General features: G+C 36.0%; 14 protein-coding genes. 7 read left to right on the top strand and 7 right to left on the bottom strand.

What is annotated here, in order from left to right; all coding sequences use genetic code 11:
* Nucleotides 1-223: 223 nt before the first annotated feature.
* On the top strand, nt 224-1,291 hold the full coding sequence (locus SJY37_RS12235; protein ID WP_298324872.1) for an NADH:flavin oxidoreductase/NADH oxidase: 1,068 nt from the start codon (nt 224-226) through the stop codon (nt 1,289-1,291).
* 167 nt (nt 1,292-1,458) lie between these two features.
* On the top strand, nt 1,459-6,105 hold the full coding sequence (locus SJY37_RS12240) for a lamin tail domain-containing protein (RefSeq protein ID WP_379953145.1): 4,647 nt from the start codon (nt 1,459-1,461) through the stop codon (nt 6,103-6,105).
* Nucleotides 6,106-6,329: 224 nt separating this feature from the next.
* Here SJY37_RS12240 and mnmE read toward each other — a convergent pair whose 3' ends face one another.
* Entirely contained in the window at nt 6,330-7,718 is a 1,389-nt protein-coding gene (mnmE, locus tag SJY37_RS12245) for a tRNA uridine-5-carboxymethylaminomethyl(34) synthesis GTPase MnmE (protein ID WP_298324877.1), read from the bottom strand.
* A 76-nt stretch (nt 7,719-7,794) separates the two neighbouring features.
* Here mnmE and SJY37_RS12250 point away from each other — a divergent pair, with 76 nt between their 5' ends.
* On the top strand, nt 7,795-8,160 hold the full coding sequence (locus SJY37_RS12250; protein ID WP_298324880.1) for a DUF4870 domain-containing protein: 366 nt from the start codon (nt 7,795-7,797) through the stop codon (nt 8,158-8,160).
* Here the strand turns inward: SJY37_RS12250 and SJY37_RS12255 are convergent.
* Nucleotides 8,153-8,431, bottom strand: coding sequence for a DUF3817 domain-containing protein (locus SJY37_RS12255; protein ID WP_013752231.1), 279 nt, complete (start codon nt 8,429-8,431; stop codon nt 8,153-8,155). The two genes, SJY37_RS12250 and SJY37_RS12255, sit on opposite strands and share 8 nt — an antisense overlap.
* 63 nt (nt 8,432-8,494) lie before the next feature.
* Nucleotides 8,495-9,598 carry an esterase-like activity of phytase family protein gene (locus SJY37_RS12260; RefSeq protein WP_298324886.1) on the bottom strand — a complete coding sequence of 368 codons (1,104 nt, stop codon included), beginning with the start codon at nt 9,596-9,598 and terminating at the stop codon, nt 8,495-8,497.
* Between the two features lie 112 nt (nt 9,599-9,710).
* Between SJY37_RS12260 and SJY37_RS12265 the strand changes: the two genes are divergently transcribed.
* Both SJY37_RS12265 and hutH read left to right on the top strand, forming a co-directional pair.
* Entirely contained in the window at nt 9,711-10,427 is a 717-nt protein-coding gene (locus SJY37_RS12265; RefSeq protein ID WP_108878766.1) for an SDR family oxidoreductase, read from the top strand.
* Nucleotides 10,428-10,715: 288 nt separating this feature from the next.
* Nucleotides 10,716-12,224: a histidine ammonia-lyase gene (hutH, locus tag SJY37_RS12270; protein ID WP_298324890.1), complete on the top strand. Its 1,509-nt coding sequence runs from the start codon at nt 10,716-10,718 to the stop codon at nt 12,222-12,224.
* Nucleotides 12,225-12,227: 3 nt separating this feature from the next.
* Here the strand turns inward: hutH and SJY37_RS12275 are convergent, their stop codons facing one another.
* The 3 genes from SJY37_RS12275 to SJY37_RS12285 form a co-directional block, all read right to left on the bottom strand.
* Nucleotides 12,228-12,596 (bottom strand): hypothetical protein, encoded by a 369-nt coding sequence (locus SJY37_RS12275; protein WP_298324893.1) that lies wholly within the window; start codon nt 12,594-12,596, stop codon nt 12,228-12,230.
* A 76-nt stretch (nt 12,597-12,672) separates the two neighbouring features.
* Nucleotides 12,673-13,059, bottom strand: coding sequence for a hypothetical protein (locus SJY37_RS12280; protein WP_298324896.1), 387 nt, complete (start codon nt 13,057-13,059; stop codon nt 12,673-12,675).
* A 158-nt stretch (nt 13,060-13,217) separates the two neighbouring features.
* Entirely contained in the window at nt 13,218-15,770 is a 2,553-nt protein-coding gene (locus SJY37_RS12285) for an ATP-dependent Clp protease ATP-binding subunit (protein ID WP_298324899.1), read from the bottom strand.
* A gap of 251 nt (nt 15,771-16,021) precedes the next feature.
* On the opposite strand from SJY37_RS12285, the gene gyrA reads away from it, so the two are divergent.
* Nucleotides 16,022-18,568 (top strand): DNA gyrase subunit A, encoded by a 2,547-nt coding sequence (gene gyrA / locus SJY37_RS12290; RefSeq protein ID WP_298324904.1) that lies wholly within the window; start codon nt 16,022-16,024, stop codon nt 18,566-18,568.
* A gap of 64 nt (nt 18,569-18,632) precedes the next feature.
* Nucleotides 18,633-19,889, top strand: coding sequence for a tetratricopeptide repeat protein (locus tag SJY37_RS12295; RefSeq protein WP_298324908.1), 1,257 nt, complete (start codon nt 18,633-18,635; stop codon nt 19,887-19,889).
* A gap of 74 nt (nt 19,890-19,963) precedes the next feature.
* On the opposite strand, the gene SJY37_RS12300 is transcribed toward SJY37_RS12295, so the two are convergent.
* A complete protein-coding gene (locus SJY37_RS12300; RefSeq protein ID WP_298324911.1) occupies nt 19,964-20,713 on the bottom strand; it encodes a C40 family peptidase in 750 nt (249 codons plus the stop codon).

Below are 20,713 nucleotides of genomic sequence, written 5' to 3' on the forward strand. Positions count from 1 at the left end.
TTTTTGCAATTCGAATTTATATTTCAATGTTAAAATATTATTGTTACTACTTTGTAATTGTAGTACTATCTATTCAATTAATTCATGAACTAGATAATAAACAATTAGAATTTTACTAAATAAGATTTTCCATATTTCAAGTACCTTTACATTACGTGAAACCTTATTTTTAGGTCGTAGTAATTACGCAGACACTATTACCTAATCCCAAATTTAAATTTTAATGTCAAAATTATACACTCCATTTACAATAAGAGGGTTAGAATTATCAAATAGAATTGTAGTTTCTCCCATGTGCCAGTATAGCTCAGTTAACGGAATGGCAAATGACTGGCATCTTGTTCATTTGGGTTCTAGAGCTGTAGGAGGAGCCGGATTAATAATTACTGAGGCTGCAGCAATTTGTCCAAAAGGAAGAATTACTCACTCAGATATGGGTATCTGGTTAGATGAGCATATCGAACCTCTTAAGCGAATTACTACATTTATTAAAGAGCAAGGTAAAGCTGTGGGAATACAACTAGCACATGCTGGGAGAAAAGCAAGTACGTTACCGCCTTGGGAAGGTAGTAAGGTGCTTACAAATGGAAATGGAGGATGGCTCCCTGTGGCGCCGTCGCCTATATCATTTAATGATGAAGGAGTGGTGCCCAAAGAGCTTTCTATAAGTGAGATTAAAGATCTCATTAAGTTATTTATAGATGCATCTAAGAGAGCTGTATTAGCAGGTTTTGATGTTATAGAAATTCACGCCGCACATGGCTATCTTTTAAATCAGTTTTTGTCTCCACTAACCAATAAACGTGTAGACGAATATGGCGGTAATTTTGAAAAGCGAGCCCTCTTCTTACAAGAGGTGACAAAGGGAATTCGATCAGTAATTCCTGATAAAATGCCTTTATTTGTTCGTATATCTGCTACGGAATGGGCAAAAGGTGGTTACACTATTGAGGATTCTTTAAAAATCTCTCAACTCCTCAAAGATAACGGAGTAGATTTGATAGATTGTTCAACCGGGGGTGTTGTTAATAATCAAGAAATTCCAGTTGAAAAAAACTACCAAGTTCCTTTTGCAGAAGAAATTAAAAAGAAAGTAAATATAGCCACGGGCGCAGTTGGCTTAATTGATGACGCCATTCAAGCTGATGAGATTTTAACTAAAGACAAGGCAGATTTAATATTTATAGGTAGAGAAATGTTACGAAATCCATATTTTGGATTATTAAGTCCTGAACTTGGTGGAAAGAAGATTGCTTGGCCAAATCAATATCAAAGAGGAAAACCTAGATAATAATTATACCCCTTTGAAATTATATCATCTATAATAAGTCCTATTTTATTATAAAATTATATTTAAATTATTGTTGATCACCATTTGCCGATTGCTTAACAATATAGAAACATTGCACACTGAGTTTGGTTGTAGATTTGCAAAAATCATAACTAAAAACTCACTCAATGAAAAAAAAACTACTCAATGCGCTTTTGTGTTTTATACTAGCATTTCTAAGTGTTAATATAAATGCTCAAGGTGTTTTTATTAATGAATTGCATTATGACAACGCCGGAGGCGATGTTAATGAAGGAATCGAGCTTGCTGGTCCTGAAGGAATGGATTTAGCCGGATGGTCATTAGTTTTATATAATGGTTCTAATAACGAAGCTTATAGAACTGTAGACCTTTCAGGAGTAATAGCCAATCAACAAAATGGTTATGGAACAGTAAATTTTCCTATTACAGGAATTCAGAATGGTGCTCCAGACGGTATCGCTCTTGTAGATACAACAGATAACGTGGTTCAATTTCTATCATATGAAGGAGAGCTTACTGCTATAGGCGGTCCGGCAGATGGACTTACTAGTAGAAATATAGGTGTAGCCGAAGGAGCAGATACTTCAACCGAAAGTTCACTATCTCTATCTGGAAATGGCACAGAAGCAGGTGATTTTACTTGGGAAATTACAAATACAAATACCTTTGGAGCGGTAAATACAAATCAAGTTTTTGGTACTTTGATAATTACGCCTGTAATTAATGAATTTGTATTTAATCATACTGGTTCTGATACTGAAGAGTTTATAGAAGTTCTAGCAGGTGCTAATGAAGATCTCTCAGCCTATTCACTTTTAATTATTGAGGGGGATGTAAATTCTGTTGGAACTATTACTTCGGTTTTTCAATTAGGTATTACCACCGCAGATAGACTTTATACAATACCTTTTCAAAACAATGTGTTTCAAAATGGATCTCAAACGATTATTCTTGTTACAAACTTTAGTGGTAACATAGGAGAAACTATTGATACAAATGTAGATGGATTAATTGATGTTAATCCTTGGGATGAGATTATTGATAGTGTAGCGGTAAGTGATGGTGATGAAGGAGATATGTCATACAGCGATGTGGTACTAACCAATGATTTTGATGGAGGAATTTTTACAGTAGGTGGAGCATCTAGAATTCCTAGTGGAACTAATTCGGGAAGCACAACAGACTGGATTAGAAATAATTTTAATGGGGCTGGGCTTCCAAGTTTTCCAAGTGCAATACCATCTGCAGGAGAAGCTATCAATTCTCCAAATTCTGAAAATATCACAGTTCCTTCAGAACCAACAAACGATGCGGTGTTGCTTATTAATGAAATTGATGCAGACAATACTGGTACAGATACCATGGAATTTATAGAATTATATGACGGAGGAACGGGTAATACATCTCTTGAGGGATACACTTTAGTATTTTATAACGGTTCTAGTGATACAAGTTATGCATCTTATTCATTAGATGGCTTTACCACAAACGCAAATGGTTTTTTTGTTTTAGGAAATGAGTCAATAGGTTCTGCAAGCATCGTTTTTGCTAATAATGGGATTCAGAATGGAGCAGATGCTATTGCTCTTTATAAAGATGCTACCATTGATTTTCCAAATGGAAGTCCAGTAAATCTTGACAATCTGCAAGATGCCGTTGTTTACGATACTAATGATGCAGATGACGATGGTTTGCTCATACTTCTAAAAGAAGGTCAAGAACAGCTTAATGAAGATATTTTAGGTAATAAGGATACATTCTCTTTACAGAGATTTACAAATGGATCAGGTGGTTTAAGAGAAACTACAGCTTATGTGAGTGCATTGCCTACTCCTGGAGCCACAAATAGCAATGCTACTGAGCCAATTACTTTAGTTATTAATGAACTTGATGCAGACACCGCAGGATCAGATTCACAAGAATTTCTTGAAATTTACGATGGTGGACAGGGTAATACCTCTCTCTCTGGATTTGTAGTTGTTGCTTATAATGGAAATGGCGATGCTGTTTATAACACTTTTGACTTAGAAGGCTTTACTACGAATGAAGAAGGATACTTTGTTTTAGGAAATGCAGATGTTTTAAATGTAGATTTAGTAATTCCTGGCAACTCCTTTCAAAATGGAGCAGATGCTATAGGTTTATATCAGGGAACTGCGGTTGATTTTCCAAATGGAGCAGTACTAACCCTTGATGGACTAGTTGATGCAATAGTTTATGGAACTGATGATGATACAGATATAGAACTAATAATATTATTAAATCCTGGACAAGAGCAGCTTAATGAGAATTCAAACGGAAGTAAAGACTCAGAGTCTTTACAGAGAATTCCAAATGGACAAGGAGGGACTAGAAATACAGCAAACTATGTTGGTCAGACTCCAACACCAGGGAAAGCAAATGATGCCATTATTACGCCAGGGGAAATACTTACTATCGCGCAGGTGAGAGCAGCTGCTGAAGGAGATACCGTAACAACTACTGGAATCCTAACAGTAAGTGATCAGTTTAATGGACCTGCATTTATTCAAGATGCAACAGGAGGAATTGCAATATTTGATAATCTTGTTCATGGTGAGAATGTATTTGCTATCGGTGATTCTATCACAGTTACAGGTACAAGAAGTGCATTCAATGATCTTGCACAGATAAGTCCTGTAAATATTGTGGAAATTAATGCACCGCCTACAGGTGTTATAGAACCTATAACTATCACTTTATCACAATTATCTAATTACGAAGGACAATTAGTGCGTGTTGTAAATGCGAGCTTTCCTAATGAAGGAGACTTACTATTTGGAAATTCTAATTTTGAACTAACAGATAGCAGTGGAACAGGTCAGTTGCGTATAGACGGGAATGCATCTTCACTTATTACATTAACACAACCTAGTAGTTGTGATATTGTAGGAGTTGTAGGTCGTTTTGGTGATAATTTCCAACTATTACCTAGAGTAGCAAGTGATATACCATGCGCTACTCCTTTTGAAAGTCCAGATGAAACCTCTGATGTTTCAAGGGATGATAGCTTTGATGTAGTCGCGTGGAATATTGAGTGGTTTGGAGATGAAAATAATGCTCCGCCAGCTGGCAGACCTATGTCTGATGAAATACAGAGAGATAGCGTACGTACAGTACTAAGAAGATTAGATGCAGATGTTATTGCTGTAGAAGAGATTGCAGATGATGTACTTTTCGCAGAACTAGTGGATGGATTGGAAGGCTACGATTATATCCTTTCTGATGCTGTTTCTAATCCAACAGGTACACCACCTTTTCAAAAGCTTGGTTTTATTTATAAAACTGCTACGGTGAATCTTGTAAAAACTCAAGCACTATTAGCTACGATCCATCCATTATACAATGGAGGAGATGATAGTGCTCTAGTAGATTATCCTAGTACTACAGATCGTTTTTACGCAAGTGGACGGTTACCATTCCTAATGACTGCAGATGTTACCATCAATGGAACCACAGAGCAAATAGATTTAATAGCATTACATGCTCGTGCAAATGGTAGTACTCAATCTCAAAATAGATATGATATGCGTCGTTATGATGTAGAGGTTCTTAAAGATTCTCTAGATGTACAATTTTCAGATAGAAAGGTTATTCTTTTAGGAGATTACAATGATGATGTAGATGAGACGGTTGCAGATGGTGTGCCCACAACAGAATCATCATTTATAGCTTACGTACAAGATCCAGAAAACTACAATGTTGTTACAAGTGTATTAAGTGATGCTGGATTTAGATCTTTTGTATCTAGAGAAAATATGATTGATCATATTGCAATCACAAATGAGCTTTTTGATAATTATATCGAGAGCAGTGCATCAATAGGATATCAATTTTATGATGAAGACTATGCATTCACCGCGTCTGATCACTTTCCTGTTTCAGCTAGATTCTTATTTGAAAATATAGAGCCTTTAGAAGTGGCATCTATAGAAACATTTGACATCACTTGTTTTGGTGCAAATGATGGAGTCGCTACCGTTTCTATAACTGGAGGTGGTGCTCCGTATAGCTATGTTTGGAGTGACGGGCAGACAGAAAATTTTGCAGAGAATCTATCTGAAGGTACCTATTCAGTAATTATTAGTGATAGTAATGATGAAGAGCTCCTAGTTGAAAATATTAATATATCTAGCCCTGCACAAATAACATTGTCAGTATCTGAGGATGTGACTATATACAAAGGTTATGATTCTGGTTGTACGACATTATCTGTATTTGATATTGTAGCAGAAGGTGATACATCCATACTATGGAGTACGGGGGAGACTACAGAGAGTATTACTTTTTGTCCTGAAGAAACAACAACCGTATCAGTTACCATAATGGACTATAATGGATGTGAGACTACAAAGGAAATTATTGTTACAGTAGAGGATGTTACATGTGGTAATAACCCATATATACAACGCGTTCAAGTTTGTTATAAGGGGCGTTCACTCTGTGTAAGCCGTAATGCAGCCAGAGTATTTTTGAGAAAAGGAGCAACTTTAGGTTCTTGTAATAATTCTGCAAATATTATTTCTAAGATTAAAGTATATCCTAATCCAGTAATTAAAGATGCCAACGTGAAAATCACTAGCTCTATAGATACCGAAGTGTCTTTCGAACTATACAATATTTTTGGAGTTCGTGTATTTTCTCAAAATGCAATAGTTTCTGAAGGTCAATCTATTACGTCTCTTCAATTAGAAAATTTACATAGAGGTTTTTATTTCTTAAAGCCAACTGTAAATGGAGTAGAACAGGGAACGAAAGTTCTTATCAAGAGATAATAAGGAGTACTATATCTTTATAATTTTAAGGCTGAGCAATACTATTATTGCTCAGCCTTTATTATTTAATATACTCAAATGAAGGTTTTCTAAATACTAATACTCCGGAACTATTTTTTGATGAATGTAGGATTGATTTATAAAATGTTAAAGAAAAATTCTAAATCAATCTACTTTGCAAAATTTCTAGGAAGATTCTTATATTTTTTTGCTCGTTACCGTAATTACTTCCCGATACAAAAGTTTGCAAAAATATTTCCAAGTAGCTCATCATTAGTAACTTGTCCGGTAATTTCTCCAAAATGATAGAGTGCTTCTCTAATATCTATTGCCATAAGATCTCCTGAGAGATCTGTATCTAGTCCGTATTGCACTTTTTCTATTTCTTCTAGTGCTTTCAAGAGTGCATCGTAGTGACGACTGTTTGTAACAATAGTCTCGTCGTTGCGTAAAGCACCAGTGTTTACAAATTCTAGAAGTTTAGTTTTAAGTTCATCAACTCCTTTATTTTCTTTAGCAGAAAGTAAATGGAGATTTGGTATTTGATTAATTATTTCTTTAACGTTACTCTCAGAAACTTGATCAACTTTATTGGCGACAATAACAAGAGGCTTTAGTGGAAACTTGTTTTTGATTTTTTCAATTTCTGTTTTGAAAGACTCGGCATTTGCAAGAAATTCATTTGCACTAAATAATAAAATAACTACTTGTGCCTGCTTGATTTTTTCAAATGTTTTCTTTATTCCTAAGCCTTCAATCACATCTACAGTTTCTCGTATACCAGCAGTGTCTATAAACCTAAAACCAATACCACCAATTGATAGCTCATCTTCAATGGTATCGCGAGTGGTACCTGCGATATCTGATACAATAGCGCGCTCTTCATTGAGCAGTGCATTTAATAATGTTGATTTCCCTACATTAGGTTCGCCCACAATAGCTACAGGAATTCCATTTTTTATTACATTACCAGTTGCAAAAGAATCTATGAGACGCTTGAGTACTTTTGTGATACGAGCGATGAGTTCTTTAAACTGGCTACGGTCTGCAAACTCAACATCTTCTTCAGAGAAGTCTAATTCTAGTTCAATGAGGGATGCAAAGTTTAAAAGCTCTTGACGCAGCTGTGCTATTTCATTAGAGAAGCCTCCTCGCATTTGTTGCATGGCAATTTGATGAGAAGCTTCGTTATCACTTGCAATTAGATCTGCAACAGCTTCTGCTTGACTCAAGTCCATTTTACCATTAATAAATGAACGAAGCGTAAATTCTCCTGCCTGCGCAGCACGACAGCCTGACCTTAATAGTAACTGTATGATTTCTTGCTGAATATAATTAGATCCGTGGCAAGAAATTTCGACGGTAGGCTCGCCAGTGTATGAGTTTGTGCCTTTAAATAAAGAGACTAGAACTTCATCTATAGTGCGCTCACCATCCATAATATGTCCTAAGTGGATGGTATGTGTTTTTTGTTCTGATAACACTTTACCACTTACAGATTTAAAAATAGGGGAGGTTATTTTTAGGGCTTGAGCTCCTGAAACGCGTATTACAGCAATTGCGCCAGCGCCTGCTGGACTTGCTAAAGCTACTATAGTATCTTGTACATTCATCTTTACAAAATTACGTAAACGTGTAACATTTTCGCGTAAGCATATACATATATAGTATCAATCAATAATCAATCATATGGAAATCGTACAACAAACCACTTTTGCGCGTGAAGATAGAACGCTGCTAGCACTTACTCATCTATCCCAACTTCTAGACTATATAACTGGTTTTGGAGGTTTTATAGTACCACTTATACTGTGGCTTTCTAATAAAGACCGAGTAATTGACATGGATGAGCATGGAAAATCTATTGCAAATTTTCAGATAAGTCTGTTCATTTATTGCATACTGAGCATCCCTGCAATACTATTATTTGGATTAGGTCTCGTTACTTTATTAATACTTGCGGTGTTAGGCTTTATTTTGCCTATAATTAATGCAATACGAGCTAGTAATGGGGAAGAGCCTAACTATTATATCAGTATAAAATTCTTTAAGTAGACTGGAGATATTTTTTATCCATCCAAAAAGTACCAAATGGAATAATAGAGCATAAAAGGACGATTCCTACTGTTTTATTGTTCCATTTCATATATGATTTCATCATAATTGCCATTACTACATAGGCAAGAAATAGAAATCCATGAGCCATACCAATAACTTTATTAGGTGCTCCATTATCAAATATATACTTTAATGGCATGGTGATAAAAAGGATTAATAAGAATGATATTCCTTCTAATACACTGAGAATTCTAAAGGTCTTAAGCATCGTATATTTTTCAACAAAAATAAGGGCAAACTAGTAATAAGCCTACTCATCAAAGAGTAACTTTTACTTAATTTCAAATAGGATTATCTGACTAAGTTGTTTTCCAAAGGAGTTAAAATTATTATCAGAGATAACGACTAGTGATCTATTTCCATTTTCAAAATTAGGACCAAAAGTCATTCCTTCAATATTATCTACAATACCATCTGTGAGCTGACTGCGCACGCTACTAAAATCCAATAACAGCTTCTTTGTAGCAGGGATATAAGAGGAATTAGAAAGACTGTTTAAGTCATTTATATCTGTTGCATTTTTTGTAGAAACTTGGTAAATCTTAACGTCATTTCCACCGTCATCATGACCCGAAGCATAAGACCGTTCAAGAACTAGAAAAGAGTGTTCGTCATATGACAAAATTTCAGTCACACCATTTACTTCAAGCTTCCCATTCCTAGCCACTTTATCTAGTATGTAAGCATACTCTCTAGTAAAAGTGTTGCGTTCATGATCTATGTATGCAATACGCACGGGAGAGTTTGCATCACTAGCAGTTGGCACTATGCCATCTTGTTTAAGTGGTAATTCTGTAGTTACCCAGAAGCCATTGTTATCGTAATTTCTAGTAAGCGCTTCAAAAATTCCATTATTATGCGGCCCACTAGCAAGATCGTTTTGAACAAGATATCTAGAAGGAATCACAATAGCACTTTTAAACGCTCCGTCTATACTTGATATTCTTATAAACGGATTAATACCCTTGCTTATATTTCCTTCACTTGACCATATAATGTCTTTTGATGGAGTAACTCGGAGAGATTCTGGATCAGCCAGACCACTCTTAAAAGCAATACCTAAGGTGTCCTTGAGGTTCACCATAAATGTGAAAACTGGTGATTGTAACTTGCCATTTTCAATCTTGATATCTGCAATATAAAATCGCGGATCTTTTCTGTCGTCACTTATAATATACCACTTGCCATCCACGTAATCAATACTAGATAAACCACCCACAGCTACTCCGTCATACATAGCGTCGGCAGGAATAATCACTTCATTTACAAAGTTAAACTGCTGTATTTCTTGCGTGTTCTCTGGAAGTAGGCTAGTAGATTTACAGGATAGTAAAATGGTAATAACAAGAAGCGAATAGATATATTTAATAGACATTTGATTACAGATTAAGTTGTTTGCAAAGGTGTCACTTTTTTAGATTTAGTTTAAGAAAATTTCTTGTTAGCTTTCGCGAAAGCGTGATTATCTTTATAAAAAACACGTAATCATGGAATCATTAAAAGATAAAGTCGCATTAATAACTGGTGGAACTAAAGGTATAGGACGCGGTATAGCCGAAGCCTTGTTGCATCAAGGGATGAAGGTTGCAATCACGGGAAGAGATGAGAAAGGTGCTCAAGAAGCAGCTCATGAACTAACTGAAAATGATAATTACATTCTCGGTATTGCTGCAGATGTAAGGAACTATGAAAGCCAGCAAAATGCGGTAAAAGCAGTACTAGATAAATTTGGAAAAATTGATGTACTCATTGCAAATGCAGGTTTAGGGCATTTTGAGAGTATTGCAGATATGTCTATAAAACAATGGGATGAGACCATAGATACCAATCTTACAGGAGTTTTCTACTCAGTAAAAGCGTCACTTGAAGCACTTAAAAAAACAGAAGGATATATTTTTACAATTTCTAGTCTTGCGGGAACAAATTTCTTTGAAAAAGGAACAGCTTATAACGCGAGCAAATTTGGCTTAACAGGATTCTCACAAGCGCTTATGTTAGACTTAAGACAAGATAATGTAAAAGTGACTACCATTATGCCAGGTTCTGTAAGTAGCCATTTTGGAGGTAGATCACCAGAGGAAGGTACTGACTGGCGCATACAACCAGAGGATCTTGGTCAGATTACCGTTGATCTCCTTAAAATGCATCCAAGAACATTACCTAGTAAAATAGAAGTGCGTCCATCTAAACCACCTACTAAATAACAGTAAATTATTTTCAACGAAGCCTTCAATTAGTTATAATTGAAGGCTTCGTTGATTTATGACCCATTTACAAAAAATGCGCAATTTATTATTGCGATATTAATAACCGTAATTACTTACGAGTATGAAATATTATTTCAGTAAGAGTTTCTTTATTAGTTAGTTATTAATTGCGTGTTATGATTTTTTATAATTAGCTAGGGTGTATTATAGAAGTAAGTGAGCTGTATTTGAAAAATTCACAATTATCTATATATTTTTTACGAAATTGCAGCAAAACTTCCCCTTATGTCAACAATACATTATATCAGTAATGATATTCTCAATTTACAGACTATTTCAGAAATAATATCTGAGCACAAAATCCTTGAGCTTAGTGAAGAAAGTATTCATAACATTAGTGCTTCTAGAAGTTATCTAGATAAAAAGATAGCGTCTAGTAAAGTGCCTGTATACGGTGTAAATACAGGCTTTGGAAGTCTTTGTAATGTCGCAATAAGCGATGAAAACTTAACGCACCTCCAAGAAAATCTTGTGCGATCTCACGCTTGCGGTACTGGAGATTACGTACCTAAGGATATCGTAAAATTAATGATCTTATTTAAGATTCAATCTCTAAGTTATGGTCATAGTGGTGTACATATTAATACAGTGTTACGATTATTAGATTTCTATAATAATGATATCCTACCAGTAATATATGAGCAAGGTTCGCTAGGTGCTAGTGGTGATCTAGCGCCACTTGCGCATCTTGCATTACCGTTAATAGGCGAGGGGCTTGTTTGGAACGGCGAGCATGTAGAATCGTCTAGTATAATAATGTCTAAATATGGTTTCGAACCTATAACGCTTCACTCAAAAGAAGGACTTGCTCTTTTAAACGGAACACAGTTTATGAGTGCATACGGAGTATACGCTCTTTTAAAATGTCATAAGCTTTCTTACATGGCAGATCTCATAGGAGCAATATCTATTGATGCATTTAATTGTAATCTATCACCCTTTGATCCATTAGTGCACTTTGTAAGACCGCATAGCGGACAGATTAAAACAGCAGAGCGGATCCTCGAATTACTAGATGGAAGCACCATTGCTGAGACGGAAAAGAATAACGTACAAGACCCGTATTCTTTTAGATGTATTCCGCAAGTGCACGGTGCATCTAAGGATGCTATTCAATTTGCAACTAAAACATTTAAAACTGAAATCAATAGCGTTACAGATAACCCAAATATCTTTCCCGAAGATGATAAAATTATAAGTGGAGGAAATTTTCACGGTCAACCACTAGCGCTAGCTTTAGACTTTTTGTGCATTGCAATGGCAGAATTAGGGAGTATTAGTGAACGCCGCGTATTTCAACTAATAGGTGGGCTCAGAGGGTTACCTCCATTTCTCGTAGATAGTCCAGGACTTCATAGTGGTATGATGATCACCCAATATTCTGCGGCGAGTATCGTGAGCCAGAATAAGCAATTATGTACACCTGCAAGCGTAGACTCAATTGTTTCTTCAAATGGTCAAGAAGATCATGTAAGCATGGGGGCAAACGCTGCGACAAAACTATTACGTGTTGTTGATAATATAGAAACCTTACTATCTATCGAGCTCCTTAATGCTGTACAAGCATTACACTATAGAGCACCCTTAAAAACCTCTGATTTTCTAGAGGCTTTTGTAAAGAGTTATCGAGAAGTTGTTCCTTTTGCTGCAAAAGATCGCATCTTCTCTGAAGATATTTTTAAAGGGAAGGAGTTTTTAAACAGTCTTAATATAGACCCTCATGATCTTTACTAGTGACTATGTAACTAGCAGCTGAGATAACCAATTCTTTGCGTCATCTACAGTATTGAAAGACTCAAAGGGTTGGTTAAAAAATTGCTTTTCTAATAATACATTGGATTTAATAAGCGGATTATCAAAAACCACAGCGATGGCTTTAAGACCACGATGATTACCTGCATCCATATATACCGTAGGGTCTACTGAATATGAATTGAGTCTATACGAAATGTAACCAAATGGTCTATCATTAAAATAATCATTGCAAAATGATAGTAGTAATTGGTTAGACTCTCTATCTACATGAGAGCCTTCTTTCATAATACCAATAACGAAATTGTCTTCAATTTGGATTTTTCCAAATTCAAATTCTTTAATATTTTTCAAGAGTTGTAGGGGGAATTAATTTGTGCGCAAAACTCTTTCTTTTTTAAATAAGATAAAAGTATTTACCACAAAAAAATCATTGTTTACCAGAGAGCAATTCTTCCTTATAGACTAAGGCCTCATCTAGCGTTTGATAAACAGCAAAAGGCTTTTCAAAAAATAATTTTTCAATTCTAAAAGATTCAATAAGACTCTTGTTTGGGCAAACGGCTATAAAACCTTTTAAGTTTTTAATTTTTGAAGTTTCTATGTAAACAATAGGGTCAATGGAGTAGGAGTTAATTCTGTGAGTTATATAGACAAATTCTCTATCACTATAATAGATTTCGGCTACAGCAAGGAGAATATCGTTCAGATTTGGTGATACTGTTATGCCTTCGTTCATAACAGTGTAAACATAATCGTTATAGACAGTTATCTCTCCGAATGATAAACTTAAGTGGTGTTCTATTGGTTGTGTCATAGGTACATGGGGGACTTAGACATTTAAGATAATAATAATACCTAATATAATAATCTATTTATCAATACATTAACTATGTGTGCATAGTACTTTTAATAAAAAAATCCCCAAAAAGTCAATTAGACCTTTCGGGGATTTTTATAAATATGTGGCTTTAACTACGACTCTGTAGGTGCTGCTTTTTTAATATCAATGACTAGTTCTTCTTTCTTCTCATCAAAATCCATGAAGATACTGTCACCTTCCTTTAGTTGAGAATTTATAATCTCCTCAGCTAGTGCATCTTCAATGTATTTTTGAATAGCTCTCTTAAGCGGCCTTGCTCCATACTCTTTATCAAATCCTTTATCACTTATGTAATCTTTAGCTTTTTCGCTAAGAGATAAGTCATATCCTAAGTCTTTAATTCTAGTAAATAGTTTTGCAAGTTCGATATCAATGATTTTATGAATATCCTCACGCTCAAGTGCATTAAATACTACAACATCATCTACACGATTTAAAAACTCAGGTGCAAAGGCCTTTTTAAGTGCATTCTGGATAATACTTCTAGCATTATCGTCTACTTGAGTTTTACGAGTAGCGGTGCCAAAACCAACTCCCTGACCAAAGTCTTTGAGTTTTCTTGCACCTATATTAGACGTCATAATGATGATTGTATTTCTAAAATCGATTTTACGACCTAAAGAATCTGTTAAGAAACCATCGTCTAGTACTTGCAATAGCATATTGAACACATCTGGATGCGCTTTTTCTATTTCATCAAGAAGTACTACTGCATAAGGCTTGCGACGCACTTTTTCTGTAAGTTGTCCTCCTTCTTCATAACCTACGTATCCAGGAGGCGCTCCAACTAATCTAGATATTGAGAATTTCTCCATGTACTCACTCATGTCAATACGTATGAGTGCATCTTGATTATCAAATAGTTCCTTTGCAAGGACTTTTGCTAGTTGCGTTTTACCTACACCCGTTTGTCCTAAAAAAATAAATGAACCTATAGGCTTATTAGGATCTTTTAATCCTGCTCTGTTACGTTGTATAGCCTTAGCCACTTTAGCAACTGCTTCGTCCTGACCTATTACATTTTTCTTAATGATAGCAGGTAATTCGGCAAGTTTGTTACTTTCTGTTTGTGCAATACGATTAACAGGGATTCCCGTCATCATACTGACTACATCTGCAACATTATCTTCAGATACCTCTTCTTTATGAAGCTTCGCATCTTCTTCCCAGCGCTCTTGAGCGATTGCGAGTTCCTTTTCTAAGGTTTTCTCGTCATCTCTTAATTTCGCAGCCTCTTCATACTTCTGCTTTTTAACAACAGATGTTTTGAGTTCTCTTACTTCTTCTAGCTTCTTTTCTAGTTCTAGAATTTTCTTTGGGACATCTATATTTGTAATGTGCACACGAGATCCAGCCTCATCCAGCGCATCAATAGCCTTGTCTGGTAGAAATCTGTCTGTCATATACCTATTAGTGAGCTTTACACAAGCTTCAATAGCCTCATCCGTATACGTTACGTTATGGTGTTCTTCGTATTTTCCTTTAATGTTCTGTAGGATTTCAATAGTTTCTTCAACTGTTGTAGGCTCTACGATTACTTTTTGGAAACGACGCTCTAGGGCTCCATCTTTTTCTATATGCTGACGGAATTCATCTAACGTAGTAGCTCCAACACATTGTATTTCGCCTCGAGCTAAAGCTGGTTTAAACATATTTGATGCATCAAGAGATCCTGTTGCTCCACCTGCACCTACAATCGTGTGAATTTCATCAATAAAAAGAATAATATCATCATTCTTCTCAAGCTCATTCATCACAGCTTTCATGCGTTCTTCAAACTGTCCTCTATACTTTGTTCCAGCCACAAGGCTAGCAAGATCAAGAGTAACTACACGCTTGTCAAAAAGGATACGAGATACCTTACGTTGAACTATACGTAAAGCAAGTCCTTCTGCAATAGCAGATTTACCTACTCCAGGTTCTCCTATTAAAAGAGGGTTATTCTTTTTACGTCTGCTCAAAATCTGAGAGACACGTTCTATTTCTTTCTCGCGTCCTACTACTGGATCAAGTTTACCCTCGTCTGCCATTGCAGTAAGGTCTCTACCAAAGTTATCTAGAACAGGTGTTTTACTTTTCTTTCCTCCTTTAGGAGTAGTAGGGCTGTTAAAAGGATTTTCTTTTGATCCTTCATCGCTATTATCGGCATCATCACTAAAAGATTCTGACTTAATAGGCTCTATATATTCATCGCTTTCGTTTGCCATCATTAATTTAAATTGGTCTTTTACACTGTCATAATCTACTTTAAGTCGATTGAGCAGTTTTGTGGTAGGGTCATTTTCATTACGCAATACACATAATAATAAGTGAGCCGTATTTATTGATGAACTTTGAAAAAGCTTTGCTTCTAAGAATGTGGTCTTAAGTGCACGCTCTGCCTGGCGAGTAAGGTGTAAGTTTTTCTTATCGTTACTCTGTAAGTTCAAGTTGGGGTTTGCCGGACTTAGTATCTCAACCTTACGCCTTAAGTGCTCTAAGTCTATATTTAAAGCTCCTAAAATATCGATTGCTTTACCGCTTCCGTCTCTTAATAAGCCAAGTAGTAAGTGCTCCGTACCTATAAAGTCATGACCTAATCTCAAGGCCTCTTCCTTACTATAAGCAATCACATCTTTTACTCTTGGTGAAAAATTATCGTCCATATCTATCTTCTCTTTCTAAGGTAAATTTAAGCAAACTGGTTCAAAAATCATTCCGCTTACAGTCATTAGTCCAAATTACCAAAAATACCTGACAATTTGCCTTCAAGGGCTTTAGGTAGTTATTAAAAGACTTTGTTAAAATTTGTTGATAAATAGTACGCTTTCGCGAAAGCGTGAACCCTTAAAAAACCTTCAAAATGCTTACATTGCTAGCTAGTAAAATTTTGACATAAAATCTAATCAATTTATATATGGCTGCAGGAGAAAAGCTGATCTCGATTAATATTGAAGATGAAATGAAATCTGCTTACATCGATTACTCGATGTCGGTTATCGTGTCACGTGCATTACCCGATGTACGCGATGGTCTTAAACCAGTACACCGTCGTGTTCTTTTTGGGATGCACGAGTTAGGAATACGAGCAAGCGGTGCTCATAAAAAAAGTGCTAGAATAGTAGGAGAAGTATTAGGTAAGTATCACCCACACGGAGATACCTCTGTATATGACGCTATGGTGCGTATGGCTCAAGAATGGAGCTTACGTTACATGCTCGTAGATGGTCAAGGTAACTTTGGGTCTGTGGATGGTGATAGCCCAGCAGCAATGCGTTATACGGAGGCTAGAATGCAAAAGATATCTGAGGATATGCTTGCAGATATTGATAAGGACACTGTAGATCATCAACTTAACTTTGATGATACTCTTAAGGAGCCTACGGTGCTTCCTACAAGAGTGCCAGGCTTACTTATTAATGGTGCTTCTGGTATTGCAGTGGGTATGGCTACAAATATGCCTCCACACAACCTTTCTGAAGTTGTAGACGGGATTCATGCTTACATAGATAATAATGACGTTACTATAGATGAACTAATGGAGCATGTAAAAGCTCCAGATTTTCCTACTGGTGGTACCATTTATGGTTATGACGGAGTAAGAGAAGCTTTTAAAACTGGTCGTGGGCGTGTTGTAATGCGTGCAAAGGCAGAGTTTGAAGAAGTTAAAGGTCGTGAGTGTATCATCGTTACGGAGATACCATATCAAGTTAATAAGGCAGATATGATTAAGAAAACGGCAGATATGATTAACGATAAAAAGATCGAAGGGATCTCTGCTATTCGTGATGAATCTGACCGTAATGGAATGCGTATCGTTTATGTAATTAAACGTGATGGTATTCCTAATATCGTTCTTAATAAACTTTATAAATATACTGCACTACAATCTTCTTTTAGTGTTAATAACATTGCCTTAGTTAATGGGCGTCCTGAGATGCTTAATCTTAAGGACATGATTCATCATTTTGTAGAGCACCGTCACGTAGTGGTAGTGAGACGTACAGAATACTTGCTTAAAAAAGCTGAAGATCGTGCTCACATTCTTGAGGGACTCATCATAGCATCTGATAATATAGACGAAGTAATTGCAATTATACGTGCAAGTGCAAACGGTGATGAAGCTCGTAACAACTTAATTGAACGCTTTAAGCTTTCTGAAATTCAAGCAAAGGCGATTGTAGAGATGCGTTTACGTCAACTTACAGGTCTGGAACAAGACAAGTTGCGTACAGAGTATGACGAGATCATGAAAACTATTGATGATTTAAAGGATATTCTTGCTCATAAAGAACGTCGTATGACGATCATTAGAGAAGAGCTTCAAGAAATCAAAGATAAATATGGTGATGAGCGTCGTTCTGTTATTGAGTATGCTGGAGGAGATGTGAGTATCACAGATCTTATTCCAGATGAGAAAGTGGTAATTACCATCTCAAATGCTGGATATATTAAGAGAACTTCACTTACAGAATATAAAACACAAAATAGAGGAGGAGTAGGTACAAAAGCATCTACTACTCGTAATGAGGATTTCTTAGAGCATTTATTTGTGGGTACAAACCACCAGTACATGTTATTCTTCACACAAAAAGGAAAATGTTTCTGGATGCGTGTATTTGAAATTCCAGAAGGTAGTAAAACTTCAAAAGGTCGTGCGATTCAAAATCTTATCAATATAGAGCAAGATGATGAAGTAAAAGCATTTGTATGTACCGGTGATTTAAAAGATGAGGAATACATCAATAATCACTTTATCATCATGGCTACTAAAAAAGGACAAGTGAAGAAGACTGCTTTAGAGCAATATTCTCGTCCTCGTACTAATGGTATTAATGCAATTACCATTAAGGATGATGATGAATTACTATCTGCAAAACTTACTACAGGAGAAAGTCAAGTAATGCTTGCACTTAAGTCTGGTAAGGCGATACGCTTTGAAGAAAGCAAGACAAGACCTATGGGAAGAAACGCTTCTGGCGTTCGTGGCATAACTCTTGCAAATGATCAAGACGAGGTCATAGGTATGGTTTCTGTAAATGACGTAGAAAGCAATATTCTAGTTGTTTCAGAAAAAGGATATGGTAAGCGTAGTAGTCTTGAAGATTACAGAATTACTAACCGTGGAGGAAAAGGTGTAAAAACTATTTCTGTAACAGAGAAAACCGGTGAACTTGTAGCTATTAAAAATGTAACAGATGAGGATGATCTTATGATTATCAATAAATCTGGTATTGCCATAAGAATGGAAGTAGCTTCTCTTAGAGTTATGGGTAGAGCAACACAAGGTGTTAGACTTATAAATCTTAAAGGAAATGATTCCATTGCAGCTGTTGCTAAAGTAAAAAGCGACGATGATGCAATAGATGAAGAAGATCTAGAAGGAGTAGTAGGTGAAACTACTGAGAACCCTACTGGAGAGTCAACAGCCCAAGAACAAAACTCATCTGATGAAGAGGAGTAGCGATAATCAAGGGTTGATAAAAAAGTAGTAATTTTGAAACCCTTATATTAATTAAACCATTACAATGAAAAATAAACTATTTTTAGCAATAGCACTTGCCGCAACATCAATGGCATTTGCACAGAAAAAGGAAGTTAAAGCTATAGAGAAGGCTATTAAGTCTGGAAGCTATACTGAAGCAAAAACGCTACTAGGAGCTGCCGAAGCTCTTACAACTAATATGGATGAGAAAACAAAAGAGAAGTTCATGCTTCTTAAAGCTCAGGCATATTTAGGAGTAGATAATCAAAATCAAGAGGATCTAGAAAAAGCAGCAATAGCTTATTCAGATCTAAAGGATACTAAGTACAGTAATGAAGCAGAAGCAGGTCTTGCAAATGTTACAAATGCCTACATCAACGGTGCAGTAGCAGATCAAAATGGTCAAGATTATGCAAGTGCAGCAACAAAACTTGAAAAAGCATATAACTTAAGTAAGAAGGATACTGTATACTTATACTTTGCAGCATCAAACGCAATCAATGGAAAAGATTACGATACTGCATTAGGTTATTATGAGCAGCTTAAAGACTTAGGTTTTAAAGGAAGAGAAGTTTCTTACGTAGCAACTAATGTTGAGACAAGCGAAGTTGAAAATTTCGCAAGCAAACAAGAAAGAGATCTTCAAGTACTTGCTAAAACTCACGTAAAACCAGAAGAGCAGTTAGGAGATTCTAAAAGTGCGGAGATTGCAAAAAACATCGCTCTTATCTACATCTCTAAGGATGAAAATGAAAAGGCACTTGCTGCAATGGCAGATGCTCGTAAAGAGAATCCAGATGATATCTTATTATTACGTTCTGAGGCAGATATCTACCTTAAGATGAAGAAAATGGATAAGTACCAGGAAGTAATTGCAAAAGTTCTTGAGAAAGACCCTAACAATCCAGAGTTATTATATAACCTAGGTGTAAGTTCTGATCAACAAGGAAATAAGGAAAAGGCAAAGGAATATTACATGAAGGCTGTTGAGCTTGATCCTACATATGCTGCAGCTTATAATAACATTGCTGTTCTTATCTTATCTGATGAGCGTGCAATTGTGGATGAGATGAACAGTTTAGGAACTTCAAAAGCAGACTATGACAAGTATGATGCTTTAAAACTTAAACGTCAGGATGTTTACAAGAATGCTGTTCCTTACTTAGAAAAAGCATTAACAGCAAAGCCTGATTACCTTGATGTAGCAAGATCTCTTTACGGAATCTATGAGCAACTAGGTGAAACATCTAAGGCAGATGCAATGAAAGCAAACATTGAAAAACTAGAAGGAGGAAACTAATCTTCTATCTTCTATAAATTAAAATAGCCACTCATTTGAGTGGCTATTTTTTTGTGAGATATTTTAAATCTAAACTATATAATTTTCTTAATCACTCTTAATTTATGAGTGTGTACACCCTTATGTACATTATAAATACCAGAATGATCTAAGCGATCAATTCTCACTTCGCCATGAGCGTGTATGATATAATTGTCTTCCATAATAATACCTACGTGCGTAATTAATCCCTCTGCATTGTCAAAAAATGCTAGATCACCAGGTTCACTTTCCTCTATAAAACTTAATGCTTCACCTTGTGTTGCTTGTTGTGAAGCGTCTCTTTTAAGGTCAAAGCCATTAAGTCGATACACCATTTGAGTAAAACCACTACAATCTATACCAAAGGTTGTCCTTCCGCCCCACAGATATGGAGTTTTCAGATAGAGTAGTGCTGTTTCCACAAGCTGCGTTCTGGATGTTTTTCCAGTGTGACTATTGCCATCGTAAGAATCTTTAAGAAGCGCAATATTTTCAACAGAAGAACCTAGCACTACCGTAAGTAGTTGGTTATGTTCTGTTGTGATAAATTGTACAGGATCTGTGGTGAGTATGGTTTGTTGCGCTTTCGCGAAAGCGTACTCCTCCTCACTAATCTCTACGTATTGCTTATTATCAATCCATCCCTCATATTTATCATGAGAAAGTTTAATACGGCTCCATTGCTTGCGTTGCTCCACAACCTTAAAATGTTCACCATATAGAACTTGATTTACAAGTTCGCTAGGATCCGAAGGTTCGGCGCGCATAGGGACTATACTAAGCTGGCAAATACCGTATCGCAT

The sequence above is a fragment of the Dokdonia sp. R78006 genome (genome assembly GCF_042466145.1).
Classification (GTDB): domain Bacteria; phylum Bacteroidota; class Bacteroidia; order Flavobacteriales; family Flavobacteriaceae; genus Dokdonia.